This is a genomic window from Kribbella polygonati, assembly GCF_050320105.1.
GTDB lineage: Bacteria > Actinomycetota > Actinomycetes > Propionibacteriales > Kribbellaceae > Kribbella.
Map to the genome: position 1 here is coordinate 5,177,278 of NZ_CP190129.1, position 12,865 is coordinate 5,190,142.

The 12,865-nt window shown below is 68.6% G+C and carries 10 protein-coding genes; 3 read left to right on the plus strand and 7 right to left on the minus strand.

Features of this window, described 5'->3' with window-relative positions; all coding sequences use genetic code 11:
- Positions 1-31 precede the first annotated feature (31 nt).
- Positions 32-1,744, plus strand: a complete 1,713-nt coding sequence (locus ACQHIV_RS24515; RefSeq protein WP_427885468.1) for an alpha/beta fold hydrolase — start codon at positions 32-34, stop codon at positions 1,742-1,744.
- Between the two features lie 91 nt (positions 1,745-1,835).
- On the opposite strand, the gene ACQHIV_RS24520 is transcribed toward ACQHIV_RS24515, so the two are convergent.
- Positions 1,836-5,081 carry a S8 family peptidase gene (locus tag ACQHIV_RS24520; protein WP_427885470.1) on the minus strand — a complete coding sequence of 1,082 codons (3,246 nt, stop codon included), beginning with the start codon at positions 5,079-5,081 and terminating at the stop codon, positions 1,836-1,838.
- Positions 5,082-5,167: 86 nt separating this feature from the next.
- Here ACQHIV_RS24520 and ACQHIV_RS24525 point away from each other — a divergent pair, with 86 nt between their 5' ends.
- Positions 5,168-6,121, plus strand: a complete 954-nt coding sequence (locus tag ACQHIV_RS24525) for a LysR family transcriptional regulator (RefSeq protein WP_427885472.1) — start codon at positions 5,168-5,170, stop codon at positions 6,119-6,121.
- A 159-nt stretch (positions 6,122-6,280) separates the two neighbouring features.
- On the opposite strand, the gene ACQHIV_RS24530 is transcribed toward ACQHIV_RS24525, so the two are convergent.
- Both ACQHIV_RS24530 and ACQHIV_RS24535 read right to left on the minus strand, forming a co-directional pair.
- Positions 6,281-6,748: a hypothetical protein gene (locus ACQHIV_RS24530; protein ID WP_427885474.1), complete on the minus strand. Its 468-nt coding sequence runs from the start codon at positions 6,746-6,748 to the stop codon at positions 6,281-6,283.
- Positions 6,749-6,755: 7 nt separating this feature from the next.
- Positions 6,756-7,229 (minus strand): hypothetical protein, encoded by a 474-nt coding sequence (locus ACQHIV_RS24535; RefSeq protein ID WP_427885475.1) that lies wholly within the window; start codon positions 7,227-7,229, stop codon positions 6,756-6,758.
- A gap of 247 nt (positions 7,230-7,476) precedes the next feature.
- On the opposite strand from ACQHIV_RS24535, the gene ACQHIV_RS24540 reads away from it, so the two are divergent.
- A complete protein-coding gene (locus ACQHIV_RS24540) occupies positions 7,477-7,740 on the plus strand; it encodes a hypothetical protein (RefSeq protein WP_427885476.1) in 264 nt (87 codons plus the stop codon).
- A 5-nt stretch (positions 7,741-7,745) separates the two neighbouring features.
- Here the strand turns inward: ACQHIV_RS24540 and ACQHIV_RS24545 are convergent, their stop codons facing one another.
- From ACQHIV_RS24545 to gabT, 4 genes are read right to left on the minus strand one after another with little or no spacing between them, the layout of a single operon-like run.
- Positions 7,746-8,909 (minus strand): acyl-CoA dehydrogenase family protein, encoded by a 1,164-nt coding sequence (locus tag ACQHIV_RS24545; protein ID WP_427885478.1) that lies wholly within the window; start codon positions 8,907-8,909, stop codon positions 7,746-7,748.
- Positions 8,903-9,988, minus strand: a complete 1,086-nt coding sequence (locus ACQHIV_RS24550) for a CaiB/BaiF CoA transferase family protein (protein ID WP_427885480.1) — start codon at positions 9,986-9,988, stop codon at positions 8,903-8,905. Before ACQHIV_RS24550 ends, ACQHIV_RS24545 begins: the two co-directional genes overlap by 7 nt.
- A gap of 35 nt (positions 9,989-10,023) precedes the next feature.
- Complete coding sequence (locus ACQHIV_RS24555) at positions 10,024-11,508, minus strand: aldehyde dehydrogenase family protein (protein ID WP_427885482.1); 1,485 nt, start codon at positions 11,506-11,508, stop codon at positions 10,024-10,026.
- Positions 11,505-12,830, minus strand: a complete 1,326-nt coding sequence (gene gabT / locus ACQHIV_RS24560; RefSeq protein ID WP_427885483.1) for a 4-aminobutyrate--2-oxoglutarate transaminase — start codon at positions 12,828-12,830, stop codon at positions 11,505-11,507. The genes ACQHIV_RS24555 and gabT overlap by 4 nt, the downstream gene beginning before the upstream one ends.
- Positions 12,831-12,865: the final 35 nt, after the last annotated feature.

Here is a 12,865-nt window from a genome sequence, read left to right on the forward strand (position 1 = left end):
CGGCGTACTCGAGGTCCCTGAGAACCGGTCGGTGGCGACGAGCCGGAAGATCAGCATTCCGTACGTCGTCGTCCCGGCGCGCAGCGGGCGTCCGAGCAAGCCGCCCGTCGTGTTCATGGGCGGCGGCCCTGGGTCCGGGACGATCCAGCTGGCCGGGTATCTCGCGAACGGCGTCGACCTCGCCGCGGACCGCGACGTCGTACTCCTCGAGCAGCGCGGCGGTGATCGCGCGACACCCGACCTGAGCTGCCCGGCCGCCGACGCACAACTCGCCGACATGTTCACTCACACAAGCGACCCGTACGACGAAGCCAAGTCCGTCGCGGACGCGATGCGCTCGTGCCTGGACGCCTTCGTCGCGTCGGGAGGCGATCCGCGCGGCTACACGGCCGGCGAGGCCGCCCTCGATCTGCGCGACCTCAGGATCAAGCTCGGGTACCCGCACTGGTCGCTGTACGGGTTGTCCTGGTCGACCGGCGTGATGGCGCGACTCGCCGCCATCGACCCGAGCGGCGTCGACGCCGTCGTCCTCGACTCGTTCAGCCCGCCGTCGGTCGACTTCGCCCAGAACGGGTACGACGGCCTCCGCGACTCACTCGACGCCCTCGGCCAACGAGCAGGCGGCGACCTCTCCCACCCGTACGACGACCTGATGACCACCACCCGTCTACTGAACACCACCCCGCAGAACGTCCCCGGACACAATCCCGTCACGCATGAGAACCGCATCTACAGACTCACCGGCGACGATCTGGTGACCCTGGTGCATTCGGCGGCCTACGACGTCAACCTCCTACCGATCCTGCCGCTCCTCCTGCACCGCCTGGCCGCCGGCCACTTCGACGCCCTGCACACCTTGGTCTCCGTAGGCATCGGTGAACTGGTCAGCCACAACCTCGGCCAGTACTGGTTCATGCAGTGCCAGGACGAGGTCCCGTACCGCCGCGCCGGCGCCCACCACGCCCGCCCCGTCATCGCCTGGCTCGCCGCCGACGACGTCGTCTGCGCCCGTCTCGGCCTGCCCCCGGCATCCGCGACCACCCGCGAGCCAGTGACCTTCAAGCAACCAACGCTGATCCTCGCCGGCGCCGAGGACCCGATCACCCCTGCCCGAGTGGCGGACCAGGCATCCGAGGGCCTGCCGCGTCGCCAGTTCGTGGAGTTCACCGGCATCGGCCACGCCGTCGTACTTTCCAGTGACTGCGGACGCACCCTGATTGCCGCCTGGCTGGACCAACCCAGCCACCCGTTGGACCAGTGCCAAACCCAGCCGCCATACGCCGTCGTCCAGCCCAACGACCTGCACCCCGCGGCGCGGTTGGCAGCAGGAGTCGCAGGAGCCACCGACGGCCGCATACTGCCCATCATCGCTCCGGCTCTACTCGTCCTTGTCATCACCTTCTGGGCCGTCGGATGGGTCATCTGGATGTTCACCAGATTCGTACGCCGCCAGACGATTCGCCCAGGTCAATGGTTCGCAGTACCACCCCTCGCCGGCCTGCTCTTCCTCGCAACATTCGGCGGCCTGTTGTGGTCGGAGTACGACGAACTCCCAGCACGTCTACTACTCGGCGTACCCAAGCTCGCACCATGGACAGGCCTGCTCCTGCTCGTTCCCCTACCCATCTGGCGCCAGCTCGCCCGCAAGGCACCCGTCCTCGGGCGCGTCGGCCTTGCGGCCGGAGTACTCATCTGGCTAGCTGGCGCCGCGTGGTTCATGAGCGAAGTCGTCCTGCCGAGCTGACGGTGCGCAGGCTACCGACACGCCTACATCGAGATCGCCCACGACACGACCTGATCTTGTACCTGGTTCTCCTCCCCCTCGCTCCCCCGCCTCAGCGGAGGTTGTAGGCGCGGATGACGGTGTAGTCGATGGTGCTGCCGTCGGTGCGGGTGGCGTTGGCGCGGAGGGAGACCGAGCCGGTGGTGGGGTGGCGGAGGGCGGCGAGCCAGGAGTCGGAGCCGGTCGGGATCAGCTTGGCCTGGTGCCAGGTCTTGCCTTCGTCGTACGACACGTCGACGTTTACTCGCTGGACGCGCGAGGCGACCGAGCCTGGTTGCGCCTTCAGGCTGACGGGGACGAAGTACGGCGTGCCGCCGCGCGCCGTGTTGTTCAGGTCGACGTCAGGTGTGAAGGCGAACGATGCCAACGGCAAGTACGTCCACTGGTCGGTGCCGACCTGCCCGGACTTGAACGTCCAGGATCCGCTGATCTTCGTCGACGCCGTGAACCCGGTCGTACGGTCCACGTCGTACTCGAGCCGGTACGTGCTCTCCGCCGCCGGAACCGGTCCGCTCGCGTCATAGAAGTACGTCGGTGTCTCGACGAGCTTGTTCCCGTCCCGGTAGAAGGTCACCCGGCCGCGGTCGAGCAGCGAGTAGCCGGTGTGCCCGGAGTCGTCGTTGAACGGCGGCACGTTGAACAGGATCGTGTTGCCGACCCGGGCGACGTACGTCCGCGCGTTCAGCTTCGGTCCGGCGGGTCCACGCTGCCAGTCGACGACGTACTTGCGTCCAGCCCGGAAGGTCGAGTCGTCGAACCAGAACTGCGTTTGCTGGGGACCGATGACGTCCCAGCGGTTGTTCCAGGTCACGCCCGTGGCGCTGTAGTAGATCGTCCGGATGCTCGGCAGGTCGTACCTGATCGGCCCGGACAGCGCGCTGCCGCCCTCGGGCGCGAATCCCCAGCTGTGCAGGAATCCGACCTGTTTGCCCGGCCACACGCTGTGGTTCCGGTTCACGACTGTCGCAAGCTCGCTCTGCCGCACCCTGTGCGTGTAGTTGCTGAGGAACCGGCCGCGAACGAAGTTCACGATGTCGTACTCGTACGGCGACCCGTAGAACGTCCCGTCCACGGTCGGCTCGGCCCACACGCTGCGCACATCCGACACCATCGTGCCCTCGTCGGCGGTCACCTCGTCACCGAGATCGACCGTGTAGAGCTTGCTGAAATCGCTGCCGGCGATGCGCTGGTTCACGTACACGCCACGCGGCAGCACCCGATCGAAGCCGACCGACGCCATCCGGGTCCGCGCCGAGGCCTTCGGGATCGACACCGATACCGGTGTTCCCTGACGGGCATCGAGTACGACGACCCCATCGTCGGTGTGCCCCACGATCAGATCCGGCTGAACCAGTAGGGTCGAGCTGCCGTCCGGCGAGATCACCGACGCCTGAAGGTGGTAACGACCGGGCCGGAGCTTGGCGCTCACCGTGCCGGACGCGTTGTACGGGGCCTGGTACACGTCGAGGTCCAGGCCAACCGCCGTGAGCGAGTAGTCGCTGGCCGGTGCGCCGGTACGGTCGAGCAGCGTGAAGGTGACGGTCCGCGACTCGTGGCCTTTCGTGATCGCCAGCGGGATACGTACCGACGTACCGTCAGGGTTGCCTGCGACCAGCGCACCGGTGAACGTACCCGTTGCCGACGGCACCCGAGTGTCCGCCGTCACCGTGGCATCCGCCGAACCACCTGCCGGTACGACGACCTGCGCCGGAGTCACCGTGAACAGCCCAGCCGGCCCGCCCGTGGTCGAAAGGTCGAGCGTGACCGGCGTCGTGCCGTCGTTGCGGTAGGTCACGGTCTTGACGACCGGCACGTCGTCCTCCGCCGGCCAGGGCTGCGATCCGAGAGCCAGGCTGCTCACGCTCGGGATCACGGCCTGCTGTACCGCGCGACCGACGTCGACCCGCCCCGCGCCCTGCTGGAACGCGTTGAGGTTCGGGTTCGGTTTCGCCGACGCGACCAGGGCGGCCTTCAGATCAGGGCCGGACCAGGTCGCGTGCTGCTGGGCCAGCAGTGCTGCGGCTCCGGCGACATGCGGCGTCGCCATCGACGTGCCATTGAGTTGCGTGTAACCGGGCGCGTACTGCGGATAGTCCGAGCCCTTCGCCAACGCCGCCACGATCCCGACGCCGGGCGCCGTGATGTCCGGCTTGATCGCGCCGTCGTTGCGCGGTCCGCGGTTGGAGAAGTCGGCCAGATTGTCCTGCTTGTCGACCGCGCCCACCGCGAGCGCCGCGTCGGCCGTGGCCGGTGACGACACTCCCCCGTCGCGCCCGTCGTTGCCTGCGGCAATGACGAACAGCGCACCGGTGGTCGCGGTCAGCCTGTTGACGGCCGCTTCCAGTACGTCGACGCCCGGGAAGTCCTGGCCGCCGAGGCTCATGTTGATCACCTTGGCCTTCGGAGCGGCCCACTCCATGCCGGCCAGGATCGCGGACTCGGCGCAGTTGCGAGTACTGCACACCTTGCCGATCAGCAGCTTCGCGCCCGGCGCCACACCCCGGTACTTCCCGCCCGATTCGGCTCCGGTACCCGCGATGGTCGAGGCGACGTGCGTGCCGTGGCCGACGTTGTCCTCGGTGTCCGCGGCGTCGCTGAAGTTCTGCTCCTCGACGATCTTCCCGGCGAGGTCCGGATGGGTGTGGTCGATGCCGGTGTCCAGGACCGCCACAGTCACCCCGGTGCCGTCGTACCCCGCTTCCCAAGCTGTCGGCGCACCGATCTGCGGCACGCTCTGGTCGAGTGAGACCTCGCGCTTGCCGTCCAGCCAGACGCGCTTGATCACTCCGCTGGTCACGTCGGACCAGAACGCCCGCGTCCTCGTCTTGCCGACCTTGACCGCGGCCGCTCCGAGGCTGGGCAGCGTACGCGTGACCTTGGCCGCGGACTTCACCCGCGCCGCCGACTTCGCGTCGTACGACGTGATCGTGGGCAGCTCGGCCGTGTGCGCGTCGTCGTACCCGTCCTGGATCAGGCCCGTCACGTCGAACAGCCGCTGATCGAGCGTGGCCGCGGAGACGAGCCGCTGCGCGTCGTTCGGTACGACGTACTGATGGCCGTCGTGCGAGGACTGGGTGAAGCCGATCTGCTCCCGGCCGGGTGCGGGTGTCACCGAGATCTTGTTGCCCTCGGCATACACACGGTCACCGGTCAGCAGGGTCACCCAGCTGCCCTTTGGCGCGGCGGAGGGACCGACCTTCCAGGGCGCGGGGTCAGCGCCGGCAGTTGGGATCAGCCCGCCGGTCAGCAGGGCGGTGGTGAGCGCGACTCCGGCCAGGCGCCGGCGAGTCCGAGACATCGAGGTCTCCCTTCCTGAAGCGTCAGGGAGATTCTGGGATCTGGACATCGCTCGCGGGTACTCCTATTTGTCCATAACATCAGTTGATGGACCTCGACATCCGCCACCTGCGGCTGGTCGCCGCGATCGCCGAGGTCGGCAGTATCACCCGGGCGTCCGCCGTACTCGGACTCACCCAGCCGGCCGTCACCGCACAACTGCAGCGGATCGAACGCGCGCTCGGCGGAGTCCTGTTCGCCCGGGACGGATCAGGCGCGAAGCCGACCGCGCTCGGCCGGATGGTCCTCGGCCACGCCCAGGGCATCGTCGCCTTACACGACGACCTGCTGCGCGACGTACGACGGCACGACACCGGCGCCGACCTCTCCGCAGTACGACTCGGCGCGACGGCCGGCCCGATGGTCGCGGGGCTGGTGACGGTGAGCCGCCAGCTCCTGCCGGAGGCGGACGTGTCGCTGAACGTCTGCGATTCGGATGAGGAACTGATCGAGCTACTCGCCGAATCCCGGCTGGAACTCGGCCTCACCGTCGACTACCCCGGCTACGAACTGCCGATCCCGGACGGGCTGAGTGAGACAGTCCTGGTCGTCGAGCCGGTCTTCGTGCTGCTGTCGAAGGATCATCCGCTCGCCGCCGAGTCGGAAATACCCTTGGCCGCGCTGGCCGGTGAGCAATGGTTTCCCGGCGATGGCAAGGACATCCGCATGCGATCCCAGTTCCGCGACGCCTGCCGCCGGGCCGGCTTCGCACCGCGGCGGGTCCAACGCACGAACGCCAGCGTCGTCTTCTCCCTGATCAGCCAGGGCCACGGCGTCTCCCTCTGCCGCGCCACCACCGCCGAACGCGAGAACGTCGTCGTCCGCCCCCTCGCCGGCGACCCCATGTGGGCCCGCCAACGCCTCCTCTGGCCCACCAACGGCGCCATCGCCGACCAGGCCCCGCACATCGCCGACGCCCTCACCAGCATCTACGAGTCCGAGACCACATCCCTGCCCACCTACGCGGCCTGGCGCCGCTCCCGCGCTCAGGTTCTCCCCTGACATCCAGTGGAATTGGTAATCGACCGGTGGTGGAATTCGCAGCCATGGTCATCTCGTGACCGCCGACGGGTCCACTGAGAGACCGGGGCACGGGCAGCCCCGCTCGTCAAGTTGCCGGTTCGTCCGTTACACGCGGGGAGAAGCGGCGACCGAACTGGCTCACCCGATGAGGAACGTGAGAACGGTTCCGGCGGCGCTGATGACAGCGGTGATCAGCATGACCAGGTCGTACAGGCCTCGCCTGGCGTTCGACTCGTTCGGGGGAGTGGGGGTGCGGGCGGGCCGCGGCCTCGTCGGACTGTCAGGCGCGGTCCACGTCACGCGGAACCAGCGGCCCGGGTTGGTTCCGCCGAGGGCGGCGAACATCGCATCGCGCTTCGATCGCCCGTGGTCCCAGCAGCCACGGAGCTTCCCCCGGACGCCGCGATCGCACGGCTTGTTCCGTTGTGTCATGTAATCGCACTTCGTCGGCATCAGAAACGCGATCCAGAACAGCAAGATCGTCGGTACGAGGACGATCCACTCCAGCAGGTATTCATGGGGTGGACACACGTAGTACGCGACGGCGGTCACACAAGCGAGCGCGAGTAGATCGTCGAACTTGGTCGCCTTACGTCGCCTGGCCACGACTCACCTAGCGCCGGGTCAGTACGCCGGCCGCGTCGCGGGTCCACGCGACGTTTGCGCTGTCGCGGAAGGTCAGTTGCTCGACTCGCCATTTGGTGCTCTTGGCAACCGGACGGAGCGGATAGCCGACCTCCTCGACGGGATCCGGATAGGCCCAGTGGTAGCTCGCTTTGATCTTCTCGGCGAAGTACCGTCCGGGCGGCAGGACGGTCAGATCCAGCTTGTCCTGCCGGACGCCGTTACTGTCATTCGCCAGAACGGTGACGTCGTACACCGGCGCCAAAGATCCGTTCGTGAACTCGATGCCGTACGGCGCGTTCTCGCCGTCGAGCTTCACCGAGATCCAGGCCGACACCTGCCGGGCTTGCGCCTGCAGCTCGCGGTCGTCCTCGATCTTGTACAGTCGCCAGGCCGCGATGCCGGCAAAGACCGCGGCGACCAAAGCGCCCAGTGCCGCGAGCGCACTCACCCATTCCGCCACGTCAACCTCCCCCGTAGTCAGCCGTGTACTGAGCGTAAGCGCCGTGAATTCCGGTCTCAACCGGAAGCGAGTCGCGGCCGGCCGTCTGGCCTGGTGGAGCCGTGGTGCTACCTTGTGGCTGGCACTCAAGCTATGAGCACCACCGCACATGCTGACCTGAGGACTCATGGACCACACCCACGAAGCGGAGGCTGAGCCGACACCGCCGCAGCCCCGGCGGACGATGCGTCGCCGTACGCCGCGTCCGATGAACATCGAGACCGTTCAGCGCTGGGTTGTGACCGCCGTCCTCTTCCACGTCGGAACTGTCCCGGCCGTCACGCTGGCTGTGTACAGCATCGGCGTCGCGCACAAGGAGTTCGGGCGCGGTGTGGGCCTCTGGTTCATGTCCGGAGTCATCGGAATCGCCACCGCCGCCGGCATCCTCGCGATCCACCGCCGCAGCCCGCTCTCCTTCTGGCTCCTCCTGGGCACGCTCCCGGCAGTCGGTACGGCGTTCTACATCTTCTAGCCGGGTCAGCGGAACGCGGCGATCCCGGTCAGCGCCTGGCCGACGGTCAGCGTATGGATCTCGGCCGTGCCCTCGTACGTGAGGACCGATTCGAGGTTGGTCAGGTGCCGGATCACGGGGTACTCCAACGAGATGCCGTTGGCGCCGAGGATCGTTCGCGCCGTCCGGCAGACGTCCAGCGCCTTGCCGACGTTGTTCAGCTTGCCGACGCTGACCTGTTCAGGCCGCACACCGGACGTGTCCTTCAGCCGGCCGAGGTGCAGCGCGAGCAAGGTCCCCAGGGCAAGCTCCTGGTGCATCGCGGCAAGCTTCTGCTGGGTCAGCTGGAACCCGGCGATCGGCCGACCGAACTGCTGCCGGGTGAGCGAGTAGTCAAGTGCGGTACGAAACGCGCTTCGGGCCGCGCCCATCGCACCCCAGACGATCCCGTAGCGGGCCTCGCTCAGACACGAGAGCGGCCCCCGGAGGCCGGTGACGCCTGGCAGGACTGCAGACGCCGGGAGACGTACGCCGTCCAGCACCAACTCGCTGGTCACCGACGCGCGGAGGGACAGCTTGTGCTTGATCGTGTGCGCCGCGAACCCTGGTGTATCGGTCGGCACCACGAAGCCTCGAAGTCCGTCGTCCGTCTGTGCCCACACGATCGCGACATCGGCGATCGACCCATTGGTGATCCAGGTCTTCGTCCCCGACAGCAGCCAGTCGCCGCCGCTCCGGCGGGCCCTCGTACGCAGTCCAGCAGGGTCCGACCCGTGATCCGGCTCGGTCAGCCCGAAGCACCCGATCGCCAGGCCGCCCGCCATCCGGGGAAGCCATTCGACCTTTTGCTCCTCGCTGCCCCAGCGCCACAGCGCGTACATCGCCAGCGAGCCCTGCACCGAGACGAGCGACCGGATGCCCGAGTCGGACGCCTCCAGCTCGAGACAGGCCAGCCCGTACGCCACCGCGCTCATCCCGGCGCACCCGTATCCGTCGAGGTGCATCCCGAGCACCCCGAGGTCGCCGAGTTCCTTGGCGAGTTCGCGGATCGGCGGGAGATCGCCGGCCTCGAACCAGTCGGCCACGTACGGATCGACCGCCGACTCGCAGCAGCGCCGTACCGCTGACCGGATGTCCTTCTCGTCGCTCGACAACAGCGTGTCGATGTCGAGCAGGTCGGTCGTCACCATGCTGCCTCCTTGTCGGCCCCGAGCGCGGGCGGCGGTGTCGGCGGACGCGTCCGGTACGCCGTCCACCGGATCGGGGAACGTACTTGCCGGGTGTGGTCCGGTCCCACCTCGACCAGCGGATCGAGCCCGAGCTGGTCGGCGTAGTCGAGCGCCTCCGGGATGCTGTTCACTCGCCCGGCCGGCACTCGGGCCTTGGTGAGACGCTCGACCCACGCTGCCGCGCTCCCACCCGCCAACCGTTCTTCCAGCAGTTCCACGAGCACCTCGCGGTGAGCGACCCGATCCGCGTTGACGGTGAACCGAGGATCGCGCGCCAGCTCCGGGATACCGAGCACCTCGGCCAGTCGCGTGAACTGAGAATCGTTGCCACATGCAACAGCAACGACACCGTCCGAACAGCGGAGCGTCTCGTAGGGTGCGATGCTCGGATGCCGATTCGCCAGCCGCTGCCCCGGACAGGCGGTTTCCAGAGCGGCCTGCCCTTGGTTGACCAGGCCGGCGAGCAGACTGCTCAGCAACGAGACCTCGATCCGGTCGCCCCGCCCGGTACGGCGCCGTCCTTCCAGGGCGGCCAGGATCCCGATCACCGCGTCCTTTCCGGTGAGTACGTCGACCAACGCGACGCCGACCTTCATCGGCTCGCTGCCGCCGGTGATGCTCATCAATCCGCCAACGGCCTGGACCACGAAGTCGTACCCGAGCAGGCCGTCGGGCGCCGCGGTGCCGAAGCCGCTGATCGAGCAGTACACGACACGTGGATTCGCGGCCGCGATGACGTCGTACCCCAGACCGAGCCGCTCCATCGTGCGCGGCGCGAAGTTCTCGATCACCACGTCGGCATCCTTGACGAGGCTGAAGGCGGCCGCACGGTCGGTCGGATCCCGCAGGTCCAGTGCTATCGAGCGCTTACTACGGTTCACACACTCGAAGTACGTCGATCCGTGCGCCGACCAGGGCGGCCCCCAGGACCGGGTTTCGTCACCGCTGCCAGGCCGCTCGACCTTGATCACGTCCGCTCCCAGATCAGCAAGCGTCATCGTCGCCAACGGCCCCGCCAGCACGCGCGTAAAGTCAGCCACCCGTACTCCGGCAAGCGGCTCACCGAGGTCGTGTGTCACCCTTGCCGCCGCAGGTTCCACGGGTTCGCGTCCTGCAGGGCGGGTGGCAGGGCCGAGTCCGGGACGTTCTGGAACGCGACCGGTCGGGTGAAGCGTTCGAGAGCCCGCGCGCCGACGCTTGTCGTCCCGGGTTCGCTCGTCGAGGGCCACGGGCCGCCGTGGTGCATAGCGTCAGTGCAGGCAACACCGGTCGGTGCACCGTCGACGACCACTCGACCGACCTGGCTCGCGAGTACGGCGACCACTCGGGCGACATCGGGATCGTCCACGCCGCCTCCGTAGACCGTGCCGGTCAGTGACGGCTGCATCCGGCGTACGACGTCCAGCACCTCGTCGAGATCGTTGCACTCGGCCACCAACGCGACCGGCCCGAAGCACTCCTCGAGCCACGGAGAACCCGGCTGCAGGCGAGCGGGATCGACCCGCAGAGCAACCGGACCCACGCCGTAGCCGCCCTCGGCAGGGACACCTTCGGCGAGCAGCTCCGCACCGGCGGCCGTCATGTCCGCCGTGCCAGAGCGGTACGCCGTCGCGATGCCATCGGTCAGCAACCACGCGCCCGGACGCGCTCGGACAGCATCGGCCACCGCGCCGGTCGCCCCGCTGTCCCGTGGCGCGAGGAACAGTCCCGGCTTCGTGCAGTACTGCCCGACGCCGAGCGTGAACGACGCAGCGAACTCCTCGGCGATCGCCGTGATCCGCTCAGCCCCGGCCGGCGTCACGACCACCGGGTTGACCGTCCCCATCTCGGCGTACACCGGAACCGGCCGGGCCCTGCGTCGCGCTTGCTCCACGATCGCCTGCCCGCCGCGCAGCGAGCCGGTGAACGCGACCGCCGCGATCGAGGGGTGATCGACCAGCACCGTACCGGCGTCGAACCCGACCACGAGACCGAGCGTCCCCGATGGCGCCCCCGCACGCGTCAGCGCCTCGACGGCGATCTCGGCCAACCGGACGCTGAGCCGCGGGTGCGCAGGGTGAGCCTTCGCCACGACCGGGCACCCGGCGGCGAGAGCGGAACAGGTGTCGTGCCCGAGCACGCCGAACTGGAACGGGAAGTTGCTAGCCCCGAACACCGCCACCGGCCCCAGCGGAAGGTTCGCCCGCCGCAGGTCCAACTCCGCGGGGTCTGTGAGCGGGCCGGCGTGGGTCTGCAGGACGGGTCTGAGCCAGTCGCCGGCTTCACCGGCGGCCGCGTAGTACCGCAGGTTCACCGCGCCCCGTGTCAGCTCGCCCCGCAGGCGGGCGTCGCCCAGCGCGGTCTCCGAGTCCGCGAGCGCGACCAGTTCCTCGACCGCGTCATCGAGTGCCGCCGCGATCGCGTCCATCCAGCGCCGGCGCTCCGCGGGGTGCGCCGTACTCGTCGCAGGAAACGCAGCCGCGGCGGCAGTCACGATCCGGTCGACGGAGTCCGGCGTCGTGTGCGGCGGCCCGTCGACGGCGGTGCCGGTGCGCGGGTCGTGGCTGAGCTCGATCGTCATGCGTACTCCTCGATGGCTTGGGTCAGGACGCCGAGACCTTCCCGGAGCAGGCCGTCGTCGATGACCAACGGCGGCAGCAACCGGACGACGTTCCCGTAGGTCCCACAGAGCAAGGTCAGCACACCTTGCTGATGGCAGCGAGCGCTGACTCGTGCGGCGACCTCGGCAGCCGGCTCCAACGAGCCCGGTACGGCGAACTCGACCGCCATCATCGCCCCGCGGCCACGCAACTCGACGGCGTGCCGGGCCGCGTCGACCACCGGTCCGAGCACGTCGCGGATGCTCGCCTCGATCCGCTGGGCGGCACCGACCAGGTCTCGCTTGACGACCGCCTCGAACACCCCGAGGGCAGCGGCGCAAGCCAGCGGATTGCCGGCATACGTACCGCCGATGCTGCCCGGCCGCGGGGCCGCCATGATCTCCGCGCGCCCCGTCACCGCGGCCAGCGGAAGTCCGCCGCCGAGGGCCTTGGCGGTCACCACCAGGTCCGGTTCCAGCGCGTCGTACTCGCTCGCGAACAGCCGGCCGGTCCGCGCGATCCCGGTCTGGATCTCGTCCACGACGAACACGATCTCATGCCGCCGGGAGATCTCCTGGACGCCCGCCAGGAAGCCCGGCGACGGTACGACGAAGCCGCCCTCGCCCTGGATCGGTTCGATGACGACCGCCGCGATCGTCTCCGGCCCGACGTTGCCGAGCAGTACCTCGAGGGCCGAAAGGGCCTCGGCGGTGGCGTTCTCCGCGCCGGTCGGCCAGCGGAGCGGGTAGGCGAGCGGAGCGCGGTACACCTGATCGGCGAACGGACCGAAGCCGGCCTTGTACGGCACGTCCTTCGCGGTCATCGCCAGCGCCATCATGCTGCGGCCGTGGAACGCGTGCTCGAAGACCACCACACCGGGCCGGCCGGTCGCGGCACGGGCGATCTTCACGGCGTTCTCCACCGCTTCCGCACCGGTACTGAACAGCGCGGTGGTCTTCGCGTGATCACCCGGTGTGTGCTCGTTCAGCCACGCCGCGACCTCGACGTACGACTCGTACTCCGTCACCAGAAAGCAGGTGTGCGTGAAGCGATCGAGCTGATCGCGAACCCGTTCGACGACCTCGGGCGCCCGGGCGCCAACGCTGGTGACGGCGATCCCGCTGGCCAGGTCGATGAACTGGTTGCCATCGACATCGACCACGATGCCGCCGTCGGACCGATCGACGAAGACCGGCAGCGTGTTGCCGAGACCGGGCGGAAGGTGCCGGTCGCGGATCACCTGCATCCTGCGTGACCGCGGTCCCGGCACCTCGGAGACCAGCTTTCGGCGCTGTTCTGTCATGCGCCGAGCCTAGGCGCGGCAGCCGGACGAAGTAT

What these genes read in the sequence shown, in the direction of transcription:
- ACQHIV_RS24540 (WP_427885476.1), top strand. Translation starts at nt 7,477, where the DNA reads ATGAACATCGAGACCGTTCAGCGCTGGGTTGTGACCGCCGTCCTCTTC.
- ACQHIV_RS24555 (WP_427885482.1), bottom strand. Translation starts at nt 11,508, where the DNA reads ATGACGATCGAGCTCAGCCACGACCCGCGCACCGGCACCGCCGTCGAC.
- ACQHIV_RS24525 (WP_427885472.1), top strand. Translation starts at nt 5,168, where the DNA reads ATGGACCTCGACATCCGCCACCTGCGGCTGGTCGCCGCGATCGCCGAG.
- ACQHIV_RS24520 (WP_427885470.1), bottom strand. Translation starts at nt 5,081, where the DNA reads ATGTCTCGGACTCGCCGGCGCCTGGCCGGAGTCGCGCTCACCACCGCC.
- ACQHIV_RS24545 (WP_427885478.1), bottom strand. Translation starts at nt 8,909, where the DNA reads ATGGTGACGACCGACCTGCTCGACATCGACACGCTGTTGTCGAGCGAC.
- gabT (WP_427885483.1), bottom strand. Translation starts at nt 12,830, where the DNA reads ATGACAGAACAGCGCCGAAAGCTGGTCTCCGAGGTGCCGGGACCGCGG.